General features: G+C 74.5%; 13 protein-coding genes. 8 read left to right on the top strand and 5 right to left on the bottom strand.

Features of this window, described 5'->3' with window-relative positions; genetic code table 11:
* Positions 1 to 39: 39 nt before the first annotated feature.
* Both AC6I72_RS21755 and AC6I72_RS21750 read right to left on the bottom strand, forming a co-directional pair.
* Complete coding sequence (locus AC6I72_RS21755; protein WP_498002805.1) at positions 40 to 1,410, bottom strand: deoxyguanosinetriphosphate triphosphohydrolase; 1,371 nt, start codon at positions 1,408 to 1,410, stop codon at positions 40 to 42.
* Between the two features lie 125 nt (positions 1,411 to 1,535).
* A complete protein-coding gene (locus AC6I72_RS21750) occupies positions 1,536 to 2,357 on the bottom strand; it encodes a sirohydrochlorin chelatase (protein ID WP_498002804.1) in 822 nt (273 codons plus the stop codon).
* A gap of 348 nt (positions 2,358 to 2,705) precedes the next feature.
* On the opposite strand from AC6I72_RS21750, the gene AC6I72_RS21745 reads away from it, so the two are divergent.
* From AC6I72_RS21745 to AC6I72_RS21735, 3 genes are all read left to right on the top strand, one after another.
* Positions 2,706 to 3,389 carry a SanA/YdcF family protein gene (locus AC6I72_RS21745; RefSeq protein WP_498002802.1) on the top strand — a complete coding sequence of 228 codons (684 nt, stop codon included), beginning with the start codon at positions 2,706 to 2,708 and terminating at the stop codon, positions 3,387 to 3,389.
* 114 nt (positions 3,390 to 3,503) lie between these two features.
* On the top strand, positions 3,504 to 5,822 hold the full coding sequence (locus AC6I72_RS21740) for a molybdopterin oxidoreductase family protein (protein ID WP_498002801.1): 2,319 nt from the start codon (positions 3,504 to 3,506) through the stop codon (positions 5,820 to 5,822).
* A gap of 78 nt (positions 5,823 to 5,900) precedes the next feature.
* The gene (locus AC6I72_RS21735; RefSeq protein WP_498004768.1) at positions 5,901 to 7,151 is read left to right on the top strand and encodes an IS701 family transposase; all 1,251 of its coding nucleotides are present in this window, start codon (positions 5,901 to 5,903) and stop codon (positions 7,149 to 7,151) included.
* A gap of 270 nt (positions 7,152 to 7,421) precedes the next feature.
* Here AC6I72_RS21735 and AC6I72_RS21730 read toward each other — a convergent pair whose 3' ends face one another.
* Entirely contained in the window at positions 7,422 to 8,855 is a 1,434-nt protein-coding gene (locus AC6I72_RS21730; protein ID WP_498004681.1) for an IS1380 family transposase, read from the bottom strand.
* Between the two features lie 172 nt (positions 8,856 to 9,027).
* Between AC6I72_RS21730 and AC6I72_RS21725 the strand changes: the two genes are divergently transcribed.
* Positions 9,028 to 9,873, top strand: a complete 846-nt coding sequence (locus AC6I72_RS21725) for an arylamine N-acetyltransferase family protein (protein WP_498002799.1) — start codon at positions 9,028 to 9,030, stop codon at positions 9,871 to 9,873.
* 328 nt (positions 9,874 to 10,201) lie between these two features.
* Complete coding sequence (locus AC6I72_RS21720) at positions 10,202 to 11,845, top strand: M4 family metallopeptidase (protein ID WP_498002797.1); 1,644 nt, start codon at positions 10,202 to 10,204, stop codon at positions 11,843 to 11,845.
* A 216-nt stretch (positions 11,846 to 12,061) separates the two neighbouring features.
* On the opposite strand, the gene AC6I72_RS21715 is transcribed toward AC6I72_RS21720, so the two are convergent.
* Complete coding sequence (locus tag AC6I72_RS21715) at positions 12,062 to 12,658, bottom strand: NADPH-dependent FMN reductase (protein ID WP_498002796.1); 597 nt, start codon at positions 12,656 to 12,658, stop codon at positions 12,062 to 12,064.
* Positions 12,659 to 12,981: 323 nt separating this feature from the next.
* On the opposite strand from AC6I72_RS21715, the gene AC6I72_RS21710 reads away from it, so the two are divergent.
* Positions 12,982 to 13,554: a GVDTG sorting domain-containing protein gene (locus AC6I72_RS21710; RefSeq protein ID WP_498002794.1), complete on the top strand. Its 573-nt coding sequence runs from the start codon at positions 12,982 to 12,984 to the stop codon at positions 13,552 to 13,554.
* Between the two features lie 124 nt (positions 13,555 to 13,678).
* Entirely contained in the window at positions 13,679 to 14,299 is a 621-nt protein-coding gene (locus tag AC6I72_RS21705) for a class F sortase (protein ID WP_498002792.1), read from the top strand.
* Between the two features lie 174 nt (positions 14,300 to 14,473).
* On the opposite strand, the gene AC6I72_RS21700 is transcribed toward AC6I72_RS21705, so the two are convergent.
* Positions 14,474 to 15,256 carry a sulfite exporter TauE/SafE family protein gene (locus AC6I72_RS21700; protein WP_498002791.1) on the bottom strand — a complete coding sequence of 261 codons (783 nt, stop codon included), beginning with the start codon at positions 15,254 to 15,256 and terminating at the stop codon, positions 14,474 to 14,476.
* A gap of 265 nt (positions 15,257 to 15,521) precedes the next feature.
* Here AC6I72_RS21700 and AC6I72_RS21695 point away from each other — a divergent pair, with 265 nt between their 5' ends.
* Complete coding sequence (locus tag AC6I72_RS21695) at positions 15,522 to 16,739, top strand: NAD(P)/FAD-dependent oxidoreductase (protein ID WP_498002789.1); 1,218 nt, start codon at positions 15,522 to 15,524, stop codon at positions 16,737 to 16,739.
* Positions 16,740 to 16,795: the final 56 nt, after the last annotated feature.

The following is a 16,795-nucleotide window of genomic DNA, read 5'->3' as shown; positions in this document are numbered from 1 at the left end:
ACAGCGGTATCACGGGGGTCCGTAAGCGCGCTGTCAGTCTCATGCCGTCATGCCTGCCCCCGTCAGACGTGCGTGAAGCGAGCGCGCCGAGACATCGGTGAGGGAGGCGATCTGGTCGACGATCACCCGCTTGCGGGCGCGGTCGTCGCCGGCCCGGCCGAACAGGGCGCGGAACTGCGGGTCGAGGCCCTCGGGGGCGCGCGCGGTGAGCGCCGCGGCGAGTTCGGCGACGACGATCCGCTGGTCGGCGCGGAGTCTTTCCTGCTCGGTGCGCTGCATGACGAACCGGTCGGCGACGGCCTTGAGGACGGCGCACTCCATCCGGGTGCTTCTCGGCACGACCAGCTCCGCGCCGTACCGGGTGAGCCGGCCGCCGCCGTACGCCTGCCGGGTGGCGCCCTCGGCGGCCAGGCAGAAGCGGCCGATGAGCTGGCTGGTGGCGTCCTTCAGCCGGGCCTGGGCCATGGCGGAGCCGTCGTACCCGTGCGGCCACCACTCCTGGTCGAGGAGGCGGTCCAGGGCCTCGGCCAGCTCGGCATGGTCGGTGTCCGCCGGGACGTAGCGGCCGACGGCGGCGGCGAAGACGGCGCGGCGTTCGGGCGCGGCTCTCAGGCAGCCGGGGTCGATGTGGCCGGCGTGCAGACCGTCCTCCACGTCGTGCACCGAGTACGCCACGTCGTCGGACCAGTCCATGACCTGGGCCTCGAAGCAGGTGCGCGTGCCGGGGGCGCCCCGGCGCAGCCAGTCGAAGACCGGCCGGTCGTCCTCGTAGACCCCGAACTTGGGCGAGGCGGGGTCGGTGGGGTGGGCGCCGCGCGGCCACGGGTACTTCGTGGCGGCGTCCAGGGCGGCCCGGGTCAGGTTGAGTCCGACGCTGACCGGCTCGCCCGGGACCGGCCCGGTGACGAACCGCTTGGGTTCGATGCGGGTGAGCAGGCGCAGCGACTGGGCGTTGCCCTCGAAGCCCCCGCAGTCGTGCGCGAACTCGTTGAGCGCCTGCTCGCCGTTGTGGCCGAAGGGCGGGTGGCCCAGGTCGTGCGAGAGGCAGGCCGCCTCCACCAGGTCGGGGTCGCAGCCCAGGGCGGCGCCCAGCTCGCGGCCCACCTGGGCGCACTCCAGGGAGTGGGTGAGCCGGGTGCGGGGGCTGGCGTCCCACGCGCCGGCGGTCCGCGGGACCTCGTCCGGGGTGACCACCTGGGTCTTGCCGGCCAGCCGTCTGAGCGCCGCGGAGTGCAGCACCCGCGCGCGGTCGCGCTGGAACGCGGTCCGCCCCGGCCGCTTGTCCGGCTCGGCCGCCCAGCGGTCGACCGACGCCGGGTCGTAGCCCACGGGCGGTACGTGGTTCTCGTACGGCGGCGCTGCCTCGGGGGCCGGCTCCGCGGTCCCTGCGGTCCCATCGATCCCTTCCATGCCTCGACAGTAGGCGCACCCACTGACAACCGGATGTCACGGTGCACTCACGGCGGGTGGCGGGCGGTGGCCGGCGGGGCCGCCGCGGGTTCGTCCGGGGCAAAGGCGGCGGGCCGGGACGGGGCTCAGGCGGGGACGAGCGCGGCGCGCGCCGCGGCCGGGGCGGGCGTGAGGATCTGGTCGTAGCGGTGGAGGACCAGGCGGGCCATCGCCGGGTGCGCGCCGAGCGGGGCCGCGGCCGGGCCGGGCGCGGCGGCGGCGCACTCGGTGGCGAAGCGGCCGGGGGCGGTGAAGCAGGAGGCGACGGCGACGCGGTGCCGGCCGCGGGCGGCCAGCGCGCGCACCGCCTGGGGGACGGTGGGCGCGGCGGCGGAGGCGTAGGCGGGGACGACGGGCACGCCGAGGCGGTCGGACAGGAGCCGGGCGGTGCGGCGGGTGCCTGCCGCGGACTCGGGGTCGCGGGACCCGGCGGCGGCCAGCACGACCGCGCTCGCGCGGCGGGCGGCCGCGTCGGCCGGCGGACGCCAGCCCGCCTCGGTCAGCCGGGCGTGCAGCGCCTGCGCGAGCAGCGGGTGCGGGCCGAGCGGCGCGGCCACGCGCGTGCGTGCCGCTGCCGCCGCCGCCATCTCGGGGATGTCCCGCTTGACGTGGTGGCCGCGCCCGAACAGCAGCGGCACGAGCACCGCCTCGGACCGGCCCAGGCGGGCCAGGGTGTCGGGCAGCGGCGGTTCGTCCAGTTCGATGTGCCCGAGGCGCACGGTCAGGGAAGGGCGCAGGGCGCGGACGCGCTCCATGAGGGCGCGCACGGTGCTCACCGCGCGCGGGTCGCGGCTGCCGTGCGCCACGAGGACGAGGGCGGGCGGGGCGGTGGCGGAGGGACCGGGGGCGGGGCGGGCAGCGAGCGGTGGGACCGGGCCGGCTGGGGCGTGCGGGGACGAGGCCGTCATGGGGGGATCCTCGCGGGCACGGGTTGCGCCGCCGTTGCGTGACCGTGTCGGCCGTGTTGTGGGGGGTGCGCCGGGCGACGGCGGGGGGCGTGAGGAGGCGGGGCGGGCGGCTTGAGGACCCGGGGCTTCACGCGCGGGGCAGGGGGCGTGAGGACCGGAGACTTCGCGCGTGGGGCGGGAGGCTCGGGGACGCGGGAGGGGAGACTTGAGGGCGCGGGAGGGGCGTGCGCGGCGCGTGCGCTGTTGCGAGAGCGGTACACGGGGAGCGAACCGGTCCGCGCCGCGCCTCGTCCTAGCTGGTCGAGGCCCGTACGACGTACGGGCGGGGGCAGAAGGGGGAACCGTCCGATGCGGATGCGACCGCGCCTGCCGCGCCTGCCGCGCACGCGGACCGGGCAGCGGCGCCTGGTGCAGGCCGTGGCGGCCGTGTGCGTGCTGGCGCTGCTTCCGGCGACCTGGCTGTACGTCGCCACCGGGGACCGGCTGCGCACCACGGCCGACGCGCCGCACACCGACGTGGCCGTCGTGTTCGGCGCGGGCCTGTGGCACGGCGAACCGTCGCCGTACCTGGCGCACCGCCTGGACGCGGCGGCGGCGCTCTACCGGGCAGGCCGGATCAAGGTGCTCCTGGTCACCGGCGACAACAGCCGCGAGGACTACGACGAGCCGGACGCCATGCGCGCGTACCTGACGGAGCACGGCGTCCCCGCCGCCCGGATCGTGACCGACTACGCCGGTTTCGACACCTGGGACTCCTGCGTGCGGGCCAAACGGATCTTCGGCGTGGACCGGGCGGTCCTGGTCAGCCAGGGCTTCCACATCCGGCGGGCGGTGGCGCTGTGCGAGGCGGCGGGCATCGACTCCTACGGTGTCGGGGTCGAGGCCACGCACGACGCCACCTGGTACTACGGCGGCACCCGAGAGGTGTTCGCCGCGGGCAAGGCGGCCCTGGAGGCGGCCTTCCGGCCGGACCCGAGGTTCCTCGGCCCCGAGGAGCACGGGGTCGCGCGGGCGCTGGCCGGGGCCGGGTGAGCGGCGCCCGCCCGCCCGCCTCACCGTCCGGGCGCCGGCGCGGGGAGGTCACCGTCCCGGCGGCGTAACAGCGGCCGTAGGGGCGCGTAACACGGCCGCCGCACGCTGAGCGGCATGCCGAACACCCGCACCGCCTCCGCGACGCCCACCCACTGCCCGTACTGCGCCCTGCAGTGCGGGATGAACCTGACCCCGGTCCCCGGCGGGGGCGTCGAGGTGAGTGAGCGCGCGGACTTCCCGGTGAACCTGGGCGCGCTGTGCGGCAAGGGCCGTACGGCCCCCGCGGTGCTCTCCTCCCGGGTGCGGCTGACCTCGCCGCTGGTGCGCTCGCGCGCGGGCGTGCTGGAGCCGGCCGGCTGGGACGAGGCCCTGGACCGGATCGCCGGGGCGCTGGCACGCGCGCGCGGGGAGCACGGTCCGGACGCGTGCGGGGTGTTCGGCGGGGGCGGGCTGACCAACGAGAAGGCGTACGCGCTCGGCAAGTTCGCGCGGGTGGCGCTCGGCACCTCGCAGATCGACTACAACGGCCGGTTCTGCATGTCGTCGGCGGCCGCCGCCACGAGCCTGGCGTTCGGTCTCGACCGGGGGCTGCCGTTCCCGCTGGAGGACATCCCGAGGACGGGGTGCGTGATCCTCGTCGGCTCCAACCCGGCGGAGACGATGCCGCCGTCGCTGCGGTACTTCAGCGAACTGCGCGAGAACGGCGGCACGCTGATCGTCGTCGACCCGCGCCGCACGAAGACCGCCGAGCAGGCCGACCTGCACCTCGCCCCCCGCCCCGGCACGGACCTCGCGCTCGCCCTCGGCCTGCTGCACCTGGTCGTCGCCGGGGGGCGGGTGGACGAGGAGTACGTCCGCGAGCGCACGACCGGCTGGGCCGCGGCGCGGGCGGCGGCCATGGCGCACTGGCCGGAGTACGTGGAACGGGTCACCGGCGTGCCCGTCCCGCACCTGCGGGAGGCCGTACGGCTGTTCTGCGAGCCGGAGGCGGCGATGGTGCTCACCGCGCGCGGGCCCGAGCAGCAGGCCAAGGGCACCGACACGGTGGGCGCGTGGATCAACCTGTGCCTGGCGACCGGCCGGGCGGGCCGTCCGCTGTCCGGGTACGGCTGCCTGACCGGGCAGGGCAACGGGCAGGGCGGACGTGAACACGGCCAGAAGGCCGACCAGTTGCCCGGCTACCGCAAGCTGACCGACCCGGCGGCCCGGCGGCACGTGGCCGGGGTCTGGGGCGTGGACCCGGACAGTCTGCCGGGGCCCGGACGCAGCGCCTACGAGCTGCTGGACGCGCTGGGCACCGACATCCGCACGCTGCTGCTGATGGGCTCCAACCCGGTGGTGTCCGCGCCGCGCGCGGCACACGTCGAGGAGCGGCTGCGCTCGCTGGACTTCCTGGCGGTGTGCGACGTCGTGCTGTCGGAGACGGCGGCGCTCGCGGACGTCGTCCTGCCGGTGACGCAGTGGGCCGAGGAGACGGGCACGACGACGAACCTGGAGGGCAGGGTGCTGCTGCGGCGCCGGGCCCTCGCCCCGCCCGGGGGTGTGCGCAGCGACCTGGAGGTACTGCACGCTCTGGCCGCCCGGCTGGGTGTGGAGAAGGGTTTCCCGACGGACCCGGAGGAGGTCTTCGAGGAACTGCGCCGGGCGAGCGCGGGCGGCCCCGCGGACTACTCGGGGATCACCTACCGCCGACTGGCGCAGGAGAACGGGGTCTTCTGGCCGTGCCCGGCAGCTCCCGAAGGACCGGGCGACCCGGACGGCCGGGCGGGCGAGACGGGCACGGCGGGCGCGAGGGTCACGGCGGACCCGGCAGACACGGCGGACACGGCAGACACGGGAACAGCGTGCGCTGCGGGTCCGGCGAACACCGCGAGCCCGGCCGCCACCGCATCCGCTCAGCCCGTGCGCGCCGCGCGGTCCCCGCGCCGTGCCCGTCCCGCGCCGCACCCCGGCACCCCCCGTCTCTTCCTCGACCGCTTCGCCACCGAGGACGGCCGGGCGCGGTTCGTCGCCGTGTCGCACCGGCCGAGCGCGGAGGAACCGGACGACGCGTACCCGGTGCTGCTGACCACCGGACGGGTCGTCGCCCAGTACCAGTCCGGCGCGCAGACCCGGCGCGTGGACGAGCTGAACGCCGCCGCGCCCGGCCCCTTCGTCGAACTGCACCCCCGGCTGGCGGCACGGCTGGGCGCGGCCGAGGGGGACCCTCTGGCCGTCGTGTCCCGGCGCGGCCGCGCGGTCGCCCCCGCGCGGATCACGGACGGCATCCGCCCGGACACGGTGTTCATGCCCTTCCACTGGCCCGGCGAGGGCCGCGCGAACACCCTCACGAACCCGGCGCTGGACCCGGCCTCGCGGATGCCGGAGTTCAAGGTGTGCGCGGTACGGGTGGAGATCGCGGAGGGACCGGGGGGCGCGGGCGAGCGGTCCTAGTAGGGCTTGGTCATCTTCACTCGTGCATGCGTGTCTACTGCTCGCGAGCGTCGTTGGAATGGTGTGACACCTGAGGAGATGGCCGGGGTCCGGGAGGATCTGGAGGCGTTCGCGGCGGAGTTGTTCGACGGGTTCTTCCGTGCGGATCAGCGGCGGTGGGGGCAGGCGTATGTGCGGGGACTGCTGTTGGACGGCCGGCGTAAGTCGGTGGAGCCGATGGCGGCACGTCTGGGTGAGGACGGCAACCGTCAGGCGCTGGCGCACTTCGTCACCTCCAGTCCGTGGGATCCGGCCCATGTCCGGGCCCGGCTGGCCTGGCGGATGACCGAGGCGATCGGTCCGGAGGCATTGATCGTCGACGACACCGGCTTTTTGAAGGACGGGGACGCCTCGGCGTGTGTGTCGCGGCAGTACACCGGCACCGCGGGCAAGGTCACCAAATGCCAGGTCGGGGTGTCGCTGCACCTGGCCCGGGATCACGCCTCGGCCGCGGTGAACCGGCGACTGTTCCTGCCCGCTTCGTGGGATCCCGACTCGCCGGAGGCCGATGCGGTCAAGGTCGCCCGCCGCAGTCGCTGCGGCATCCCCGACCAGGTGGGGCACGTGGAGAAGTGGCAGCTGGCCCTGGACATGATCGACGAGAGCAGGTCGTGGGGCATCGACATTCCCCTGGTCGTCGCGGACGCCGGATACGGCGATGCCGCCGCCTTCCGCCACGGCCTGGAAGAACGCAACCTGCCCTACGCGGTGGGCATTTCCTGCCGTCACACCGCCCACCCGGCCGACGCCCGGCCCGTCCAGCCCGCCTACGCCGGCACCGGCCGGCCACCGCAGTTGCAGTATCCCGAGCCTGCGCAGACCGTCAAAGACCTGGTCATCGCGGCCGGCAGGACGGCCGCGAGACCGGTGTCCTGGCGAGAAGGCTCCCGCCCTGGCAAAGGAATCAGCGGCTTCAAACGCATCTGCTCGCGGTTCGTGGCTCTGCGCATCCGCCCGGCCGGACGCGGTGTCCGCCAGGCCACCGACGGTCCTGAGCTGCCCGAACGCTGGCTGCTGGCCGAATGGCCGGCCACTGAAGCCGAACCCGTGCAGTTCTGGCTCTCCAGCCTGCCCTCCGGCATGCCGCTGGCGACCCTGGTCCGGCTGGTCAAGCTGCGCTGGCGCATCGAACACGACTACCGGGAGATGAAACAGGCTCTGGGCCTGGCCCATTTCGAAGGCCGCACCTGGGGTGGCTGGCATCACCACGTCACCCTCGTATCGGCCGCCCATGCCTTTTGCACGCTGCAACGACTGGCACGAGACCCAAAAGACGCGGCGCAGGTCTGAGCCTCTACCAAGTCGTCCGAGAACTCCAAACCCTTCTCGCCGCCTGGGCCGGCGCCTGCCCCACCTGCCACCGCGACATACCCACACTGATACGGACCTGACCAAGCCCTACTAGCCTCCGCGTTTCGCTTCGGGTGGCTGAGCTGGTGTGATGGCCGTGAAATGGGGGTTCTGGTTGTTGGCAGCCGGGCGGGCATGGTCGAGGCCCGACGCGCGGGTCGGGTTCTCCAGGGTTCCTCGGTCGTGGGTGTGCAGGGACGGTGCCGAGGTTCAGGTGGCTGGCCGTGGCAGCGCCGCTAGGCGGGCGAATGCGCTGGTCAGCTCGTTTCGCCAGGGCCAGGTCGCGGCGATCCGCAGGTGCATGCGGCGTCCGCCGCGAGTGATGCGGGCAGCGGCGTGCAGCAGCCGGTAGCGGAGCTTCTTCGGCTCGGCGGCTGCCAGTTCGCCTTCCAGTAGCAGGATGCGTGTCCAGGCGAGCAGGTCGAGGGCGGTCAGGGACAGCTCCAGCCACGCTTGGTTGACCTGGAAGTGTCGGGAGGGGAAGCGGCCGAAGCCGGTGGTCTTGCCGCAGCGGATGCGGTCCTCGACGCGGGCGTGCGCGCGGTGGCGAACTTCCAGGTGCTGCAATGAGCCTTCGCCGTAGGCGGTGTCGGTGAGGAAGACCTGGTGGCGCATGCCCTCGTCGAGATCGAACAGGGAGAGCTGGGCGCCGGGATGCGGGCGCTCGCGGCGGACGATGACCCGAGTGTCCTCGGGCAGGCCCGGCAGGTCGACCAGGCCGGTGAGCTCGGCGACGTGGGCGCCTTGTCGCAGGGTGCCGTCCTGTTCGAGGGCGGGGTGCCAGACCTGGTCGGGCAGCTGGCGTATCGCTCGGCGGACCGGTTCGGTGATGGACCATCCGACGGAGAAGGAGGTGTGGATTCCGCGCGAGCGGAGGCCGCGGATGTGGGCCAGGAACGCTTTGGCGGATCCGGCGCTGTCCGCACGGATGAGGATGTCGGTGCCGTGGCGGTGGACATCGGGGAGCTGGGCGAGCGCGGCGTCGAGCACGGTGATGTGGTCCTCGGCGGTGTTGGCCGCGGCGTTTCCGGGCCGCAGCAGGCCGGCCAGGGCCTCGCCGGTGTTGTCGAGGAAGCACAGCAGCGGGTGGTAGCCGAAGCCGTGTTTGTAGGTCGGCGCCGCGTTCTCCTTCTCGGAGTGGCAGGTGACCAGGGTGGCGTCGATGTCCAGCACCAGGCCCGGCAGTTCGCGGCCGCCTGCGCGGGAGGCCGGTATTGCCTCCCGTCTCTCGCCGGCTTGCAGCCAGGCGACCTCGCGGGCGGTGGCACGGGCCGCGCGCAGAGCGCCGAGTGCGGCCGGATCGATGCCCGCCAGCAGGCGCCATGCGGTGGGATTGGAAGCGACCGGGCCGAACACCTCGGCCTGATCGCGCAGCAGGGCCAGGTCGGCGATCGCCTCGCCGCCGTCGGCCAGCATCACCGCCAAGTCCACGGCGATCCGGCCGGGGGCGTGTCCGGTGCCACGCGGCCGTAGTTGGCGCAGCGCGTCGGTGAAGGCCGTGGTCAGGCCGGTGGCATCGGCGAGATCGGCCAGCAGCCGGGACCCGGCATGACTGACCACTCCGCGACCGTCGGCTGATACGACGAGCTTGGGACGCGACCCGGTAGTGTGCACGCAGAAAGTGCCTTCCTGCTGTGGTGACAGAAGCCCTAGACAAGCCTCATCATCCCAGCTCAGAAGGCACTTTCGCGTTCCCGCTCAAGATCCGGACGCCACCGCAAGTGAAACGCGGAGGCTAGGTGTGCTGTCCCGGGACGAGAGGGGTCCGGGCCGGGGGCCGGGGCCGGGGCGGGGCGGTGGGGCGTAGGTTCGGGGCATGTCCGACGCCCAGAGCAGCACCCCCGAACCGTTCGACCTCGACGCCTACCTGCGCCGCATCGGACGGGAGGGCGACCGGGAGCCCGGTCTCGCGACCCTGCGCGCGGTGCACCTCGCGCACTCCTTCTCCCTCCCCTTCGAGAACCTGGACGCCCTGTCCGGCACCGCGCCCTCCCTGGCCCCGGCGGATCTGATGGCCAAGATGGTGCGCGGACGGCGCGGTGGCTACTGCTACGAGCACAACACCCTGCTGGCGTGCGCGCTCGACGCCCTCGGGTTCGAGGTGTCGGGACTGGCCGCGCGGGTCGTGCTGGGCGCCGACTCGCCGCAGAGCCGGCCGCGCACGCACATGATGCTGCGGGTCGGCGTGCCGGGCGAGCCGCGGCCGTATCTCGCGGACGTCGGCTTCGGGGCGACGGGGGCGCTGCTCCTGCCGGTGCCGCTGGTCCTCGGCGCCGAGTTCGAGGGCGCCGGGCGCAGGCACCGGTTCACGCGGCTGCCGCACGGCGGGCCCCTGGAGCTGTGGGCGCTGGAGGCGTACGACGGCGCATCGGCGCGCTGGGCCGCCCAGTACGCCTTCACGCTGGAGCCGTTCACCGCGGCGGACTTCGAGGTGTTCAACTGGCACGTCAGCACCCACCCGCGCTCCCCCTTCACGCGCCGCGCCTACCTGCAGAAGGCCACCGCGGAGCGGCATGTCGCGCTGGACGGCGCCCGGTTCACCGAGTCCCGCGCCGACGGCACGGTCACCGAGCGCACGCTCACGGACGAGGCGGAGGCGCGCCGCGTCGCGGACGAGGAGTTCGGCATCAAGGTGCCGCAGGGGATGAACCTGCTGGTCTGAGGGCGCGGGCAGGACACCGGCCACCGGCCGGGCGGGCAGGCAGGCAGGCAGGCGAGCAGGCCGGGGTGCCACCCCGGGACGGACGGGCGGGCGTGCCGTCGCCCGCCGGACCGGCGTGGCGCGGGCCGCCGTCGGCCGGACCGGCGGGCGGGCCCGCCTGCCGCCGAAGGCCCGCGCCGCGCCGCGCCGGTGGACGGCTCCCCGCTCACCCCCCGCCCCTCATTCCCGATGCAGGCGCTATGGACATGACATGTCATGCCCACTTAAATCTTGGTCACCGTCAGCGCAACCCCCGCGCGCCCCAGGGCGCCCGCGCTCAAGGAGACCGATGAGTCGGACACGGCACACCCGAGGTTCCCGCCTTGCCGCAGCCGGCGTCGCCGCCACTGCCGCCGCCCTGCTGGCCACCGCACTGTCCCCCGCCGCGCACGCGGAGACCGGACCCAGCCGCGCCACCGCCGTCCAGAACGCCGCGTCGGCGCTCGCCGAGCACGCCGGAGCCCTGGGGCTGACCGCCGGTGAGCGCACCGGCGTCCGGGACGTGATCGTCGACAAGGACGGCACCCAGCACGTCCGCTACGACCGCACGTACGACCGGCTCCCCGTGCTGGGCGGCGACTTCGTGGTGCACCTGGCCCCGGACGGAACCTACCGGGGAGCGGACCGCGCCACCCGCACCACCGTGTCGCTCGCGACCACCACCCCGCGCCTCGCCGCCCCGGAGGCCGCCCACCTCGCCGAGCACGCGCTGCGCGCCGCGCACCCCGCCACCCGCTTCCAGCAGGTCAAGGCCAAGCCGGGCCTGGTCGTCGACGCCCTGCACGGCGCGCCGCGCCTGGCCTGGCGCACGGTGGCCGCGGGCCTGGACTCCCTCGGCAACCCGGTCGCCCGCACCGTCCTGACCGACGCGCTCACCGGTGCCCAGATCGACGCCTGGGACAGCATCGAGACGGCGACGGGCGACGGCAAGTCGCTCTACAGCGGGACGGTCGCGCTGGAGACGACGCAGTCCGGGTCGGCGTACCAGCTCAAGGACCCGACGCGCGGCAACACGTACACGGGCGACGCGGAGAACAAGACCGACCTGTGCATCTTCGGCATCTGCTTCCAGCGGGCCCCCGCCACCCTCTTCACGGACGCCGACAACCACTGGGGCACGGGCACGACGGCGGACCGCGCCTCGGCGGCGGTGGACGCGCAGTACGGCACGAACGAGACGTGGGACTACTACAAGAACGTCCACGGCCGCAACGGCATAGCGGGCGACGGCAAGGGCTCGTACAACCGCGTCCACTACGGCACCAACTACAACAACGCCTTCTGGGACGACAGTTGCTTCTGCATGACGTACGGCGACGGTGACGGTACGACCTTCGGGCCGCTCGTCGCCCTCGACGTCGCCGGGCACGAGATGTCGCACGGGGTGACGTCCAAGACGGCGGCCCTGACGTACTCGGGCGAGTCCGGCGGCCTGAACGAGGCCACCTCCGACATCCTGGGCACGATGGTGGAGTGGTACGCCGCCAACCCGGCCGACCCCGGTGACTACCTGATCGGCGAGGAGATCGTCCGCTCCGGTTTCGGCGGCACCGCCCTGCGCTACATGGACAAGCCCTCCAAGGACGGCAACTCGGCCGACTGCTGGAGCAGTTCGGTGGGCAACCTCGACGTGCACTACTCCTCGGGCGTCGCCAACCACTTCGCCTACCTGCTCGCCGAGGGCAGCGGCGCCAAGACCGTCAACGGCGTCGCGTACAACTCCCCCACCTGCAACAACTCCACGGTGACGGGCATCGGCCACGACAAGCTCGGCAAGATCTGGTACCGGGCCCTCACGGTCTACATGACGTCCTCGACGAACTACGCGGCCGCCCGGACGGCTACCCTCAACGCGGCGAAGGACCTGTACGGCGCCGGTTCCGCGGAGTACAACGCGGTGGCGGCGGCGTGGAGCGCGGTCGCCGTGAACTGACCCCGCCCGCCGGACACGACGGCCGCCCCCGCCCGCACGGCGGGGGCGGCCGTTCGTCCTGCACGCGCGCCGGGAACCGTGTCGCCCCTCATACGCCCGCATCGCCGCCGAACGCAGGGGCTGCACCGGCACCGCGGCGTCAACCCGGTGGGGGAACCCGGCGGCGAGCCCCGGCGGCAGCACTACCACCGCGGGTGGAGGAGTCCGCGCCCGCCCTCAACCCCCGTACGGCCTGCGCTCCGTTGCCTCCCGCAGGGAGCGTCCCCACCATTCCAGGCGGTCCAGCATCACCTTCGCCGCCACGTCCGGGGCGGTGGGGTCCTTCAGGTTGCCTTCGCCGTCGAAGGAGTCGCCCGCGTTGGCGAAGGAGACCGTGTCGCGGACGGTGACCGCGTGCAGTTCGGCGAAGACCTGCCGCAGGTGCTCGACGGCGCGCAGACCGCCGGCGACACCGCCGTAGGAGGCGAGGGCGACCGGTTTGGCCTGCCATTCGGTGTAGTGCCAGTCGATGAGGTTCTTGAGGCCGGCCGGGAAGGAGTGGTTGTACTCCGGGGTGAGGACGACGAACGCGTCGGCGGACGCCAGCTTCGGGGTGATCTCCGCCAGGGCCGCCCTCGCCTCCGGACCCGGCTCCAGGGTCGTCGGGAGGGCGGCCGCCTCGGCCACGTCCACGACCTGCACGGTGAAGCCGGACCGCTCCCGCAGGCGGGTCAGGAGCCAGTCCGCGACCACGGGGCCGAAGCGGCCGTGGCGGTTGCTGCCGAGGACGAGGGTGACGTTCAGGGGCGCACCGGGCGCCGTGGTGGTGTTCATGCGGGACAGCCTGATAGCTCAACCTTGCTTGAGGTCAAGCGCAGGGTCCGCGCACCCCGCTCACCCGTTCACCGCCGCCCGCCGCCCCCTTCGGGAAAATTCCGACGCCCCGTCAGGGCGTGCCCGCTGACCTGCGCAAAAGGACGTGACGGCGCGCGGCGGGCCGAAAGCGGCAGCACCCGTTCATCGTATTTCTGACGGTCTCTCAGGAAGCGGACGGGCGCCTGTGCCACTTACCTCGGAAGGGCAGGGACGCGACGACGGCGGCACATGCCGGTGCCGCGGGCCGTGTCCCGACCGCTGAGCAGCTCTAAGGAGCACCGATGCGACGTACCGCACGTCTGCCGGCCGGGGCCGTGACCGGGGCCGCGCTCGCCGTCGCCGCCGTGAGCGGACTCGCCGGGCCCGCGTACGGCGCGGACACCGCTCCCGTGGCCGCGCGCCCGGCCGGCTCGGCCGCGACCACCCTGGAGGTGTACCCCTCCTCGGTGGTGCCGGGCGGGCAGGTCACCGTGAACACCAAGGCGTGCGGCGAGAAGTCCTCCGCGGCGGGCGACGCCAGCGCGGTGGGCGCCGGTCCCTTCCCGCTGGCCCCCAGCACGCACGAGGGCGACGCGATCGGGCAGTTCCGGGTCCCCGAGAGCGCCCAGCCGGGGACGTACGAGATCGTCGCGGAGTGCGCCGCGGGCGGCCGGGAGGTCAGGGGCGACCTGGTGGTCACGCTGACCGCGGCGCAGGGGCAGCAGGTGGAGCCCCGGGGAAGTGTGAAGACGGGGGTCGGCGGCGCCCTGGGCCACGACCCCGTGCAGACCGCGGCCGGCGTGGCGGCTCTCGCCGTCGCCGCCGCGGGCGGTACCTGGCTCCTGCATCGCCGGGCGAGAGGCGACGGGATCTGACGGACACCCTCCGCTGTCCGTCCGCAGGTACCGCACGTCCCCTCCCCCTCCGGGTGCGACGCCCCTCGCGGCCCGGAGGGGGCGGGGGGCACGACCGCAGTACCCGTCCGGGAGAGGGGTTCCCATGCGCAGGATCGGCGACTGTGCGATAGCCGCCGTCACCGTCGCCAGCCTCTGCTGCGGCGTGTGGCTGCTGAACGGTGCGGACACGACGCACGCCCCGCCCCAGCCCGCCGCGGCCGAGGGAACGCCCGACCCCGGCGCGCAGCGCCTGGGCGCCCCCGCGCTGCCGCCGTCCCCGCCCACCCGCATCCGCATCCCCTCGATCCGGGTGGACGCCCCCCTGATGGGACTGGGCCTCACCCCGTCCGGCAGCCTCGACGTCCCGCCCGCCGCCGACAAGAACCTGGCCGGCTGGTACGAGTCCGGCACCACCCCCGGCGAGCGCGGCACCGCGATCGTCGCCGGCCACGTCGACAACACGCAGGGTCCCGCCGTCTTCTACGACCTCGGTGCCCTGAAGAAGGACAGCGTGATCGAGGTGGACCGCCGCGACGGCGGGGTCGCGGTGTTCACCGTGGACGCGATCGAGGTGTACGCGGCGAAGGACTTCCCCGACAAGAAGGTCTACGGCGCCGCGGAGCGCCCGGAGCTGCGGGTGATCACCTGCGGCGGCGGCTACTCCAGGGCCACCGGCTACCAGGGCAACGTCGTCGTCTTCGCCCACCTGACCGGCAGCCGCTGACGGCGGGCAGGGGCAGGCTCACGCCGCTGACGGCAGGACCCGGCGGGCGCGCCCACGCCCCTCGGTGCGGGCTCACGCTCCTGCTGCGCCCACGCCCCTCGGTGCGCGCTCACGCTCCTGCTGCGCCCGCCCCCACCGCGCGCCCACGCCCCTCCTGCGCCCCCCACCGCACGCTCACGCCACCCACTGCTGGTACGCCAGGTTCACCACCAGGGCGAAGACCACGCTCAGCAGCACGACCCGGACGAAGCCGCTGCCCTTCTTCAGCGCGGTGCGGGCGCCCAGCATGCCGCCCGCGAGGTTGAACACGGCCATGACGGCGGCCAGTTGCCACAGCACCGCGCCCTGCCAGGCGAAGGTGGCCAGGGCACCGGCGTTGGTGCAGCAGTTGACGATCTTGGCGGTGGCGGAAGCGGTCACCAGGTCCAGGTGGAGCACGGCGGTCAGCGCCAGCACCAGGAACGTGCCGGTGCCGGGGCCGATGAACCCGTCGTAGAAGCCGATGCCCAGGCCCGCCAGGCCGATCGCCGCGAGGATCTGGCGGCGGGTGGCCGGGCCGGGCGCCGGGGCCGTGCCGAACGCCGGGCGCAGGATCACGAACGCGCCCACGGCGAGCAGCACCACCATGATCACCGGTTTCAGCACGTCGGTGCTCATCCCGGCCGCGCACAGCGCCCCGGCGCAGGACCCGGCGAGCGCCGCGAGACCGATCCGCACGGCCAGGCGTACGTCCACGGGCGCCCGGCGCGCGTAGGTCACCGCCGCGCCGGACGTCCCGACGATGGCGACGGCCTTGTTGGTCCCGAGCGCGGACGCCGCCGAGGTCCCGGAGGGCAGCCCGAGCAGCAGCACCGGCAGCAGCAGGAGCCCGCCCCCGCCGACCACGGCGTCGATCCACCCGGCCGCGAGCGCGGCGAGGCAGAGGAGGAGGACCACGGTCAGGGATATGTCGGGCATGATCATGACTCTAGGGAGGCGGTACGTGCTCGGTCCACGCATATGAGCGTCTTCTGAGGTGGGACGGCGGCACCCGCCCCCGGCCGGCGCTCCGAGTCCCAGGCCGGCCCTCCGGAGCCCCCGGCCGGCGGCAGCCGGTCCCCGGCCGGCCTCCCCGCTCCCCGGCCGGCCTCACAGTGCCCGCCCGCCCCCGCTGAGGGCAGCGTTCCTGGCGGGAAACAGAGGCGATGCCGCCGGGTAACCTCCGCGCCGCACGCTCGTGGGCATGACCTCGGATGCGCGTGTGGTGGTGATCGGCGCCGGACTCGCGGGCGTGACGCTCGCCCGGCGGCTCGGCGAGCTGGGCACGCCCGCGCTGGTCGTCGGCGAGGAGGAGCACCGGCCGTACAACCGGGTGCTGCTCGCGGAGGTGCTGGCCGGCCGGTACGGCCCCGAGGTGATCACGCTGCCCGCGCCGCCCGCGCTGGTCCGCGCCCGCGTCGTCGGCGTCGACCGCGCGGCCCGCGAGGTGCGCTGCGCGGACGGCTCGGCCATCGGCTACGGCACGCTGGTCCTGGCCACCGGCTCCAACCCCGTGCTGCCGCCGCTGCGCGGCCTGTTCTCCGCCGGTCGCGAACTGCCCGCGGGCGTCCACGCCTTCCGCACGATGGACGACTGCCTGCGCCTGTCCGCGGCGGTGCGGCCCGGGGCGCGGGCGGTGGTGGTCGGCGGCGGGCTGCTCGGGGTGTCCGCCGCGCGGGCGCTGGCCGAGCGGGGCGCGCAGGTCGTGCTCGCGCAGCAGGCCGAGCGGCTGATGGAGCGGCAGCTCGACCCGGGCGCGTCCCGGCTCGTGCTGCGGCACCTGCGCGGCCTCGGCGTGGAGGTGCACACCGAGTGCCGGGTCCGGGACGTGCGCTGCGTGGGCGGCGCGGTCCGCTCGGTGGAACTGGCCGACGGGTACGCCCTCGACGCCGACCTCGTGGTCCTGGCCTGCGGGGTGCGCCCGCGCACGGGGCTCGCCGAGGACGCGGGCCTCACCGTCCGCGAGGGTGTCGTCGTCGACGGCGCCCTGCGCACCTCCGATCCGCACATCCGCGCGGTCGGCGACTGCGCCGAGCACGCCGGCACGGTCTACGGGCTCGCCGCCCCCGCCCTCGAACAGGTCGCCGCGCTGGCCGGACTGCTCACGGGCACGGCCACGGCCCCCTACACCGGCACCCGCTCGCTCACCCGGCTCACCCTGCACGGCCCGGACGCCCCCTTGGACCTGGCCGCGTTCGGGGAGACGGACGTCCGCCCCGGCGACGACGTCGTGCAGCTCGCCGACGCCACCCGCGGCACCTACCGCCGGGTCGTCGTGCGCGGCGACCGGCTGGTCGGCGGGGTCCTCGTCGGCGAACTCGGCACCGTCGGCGCGCTCGCCCGCGCCTGGGAGGGAGCAGAGCCGCTCCCCACGGACGGCGGCCCCCTGCTCCACCTGCTCACCCCTGACGGAGGCTCCTGAATGACCGCCACCCCCGCCACCGCGGCCGCGAACGCCACCACCGCCACGCAGGCCGC

This window comes from Streptomyces sp. Xyl84, from assembly GCF_059731885.1.
Note: the sequence above shows the minus strand (reverse complement) of the source record. Positions and strands in the feature narration are given on the sequence as shown.

Excerpts from the sequence above, each read along its gene's own strand:
- AC6I72_RS21755 (WP_498002805.1), bottom strand. The coding sequence starts at position 1,410 with ATGGAAGGGATCGATGGGACCGCAGGGACCGCGGAGCCGGCCCCCGAG.
- AC6I72_RS21745 (WP_498002802.1), top strand. The coding sequence starts at position 2,706 with ATGCGGATGCGACCGCGCCTGCCGCGCCTGCCGCGCACGCGGACCGGG.
- AC6I72_RS21705 (WP_498002792.1), top strand. The coding sequence starts at position 13,679 with ATGCGCAGGATCGGCGACTGTGCGATAGCCGCCGTCACCGTCGCCAGC.
- AC6I72_RS21735 (WP_498004768.1), top strand. The coding sequence starts at position 5,901 with ATGGCCGGGGTCCGGGAGGATCTGGAGGCGTTCGCGGCGGAGTTGTTC.
- AC6I72_RS21720 (WP_498002797.1), top strand. The coding sequence starts at position 10,202 with ATGAGTCGGACACGGCACACCCGAGGTTCCCGCCTTGCCGCAGCCGGC.
- AC6I72_RS21700 (WP_498002791.1), bottom strand. The coding sequence starts at position 15,256 with ATGCCCGACATATCCCTGACCGTGGTCCTCCTCCTCTGCCTCGCCGCG.
- AC6I72_RS21695 (WP_498002789.1), top strand. The coding sequence starts at position 15,522 with ATGACCTCGGATGCGCGTGTGGTGGTGATCGGCGCCGGACTCGCGGGC.
- AC6I72_RS21715 (WP_498002796.1), bottom strand. The coding sequence starts at position 12,658 with ATGAACACCACCACGGCGCCCGGTGCGCCCCTGAACGTCACCCTCGTC.
- AC6I72_RS21740 (WP_498002801.1), top strand. The coding sequence starts at position 3,504 with ATGCCGAACACCCGCACCGCCTCCGCGACGCCCACCCACTGCCCGTAC.
- AC6I72_RS21710 (WP_498002794.1), top strand. The coding sequence starts at position 12,982 with ATGCGACGTACCGCACGTCTGCCGGCCGGGGCCGTGACCGGGGCCGCG.
- AC6I72_RS21750 (WP_498002804.1), bottom strand. The coding sequence starts at position 2,357 with ATGACGGCCTCGTCCCCGCACGCCCCAGCCGGCCCGGTCCCACCGCTC.
- AC6I72_RS21725 (WP_498002799.1), top strand. The coding sequence starts at position 9,028 with ATGTCCGACGCCCAGAGCAGCACCCCCGAACCGTTCGACCTCGACGCC.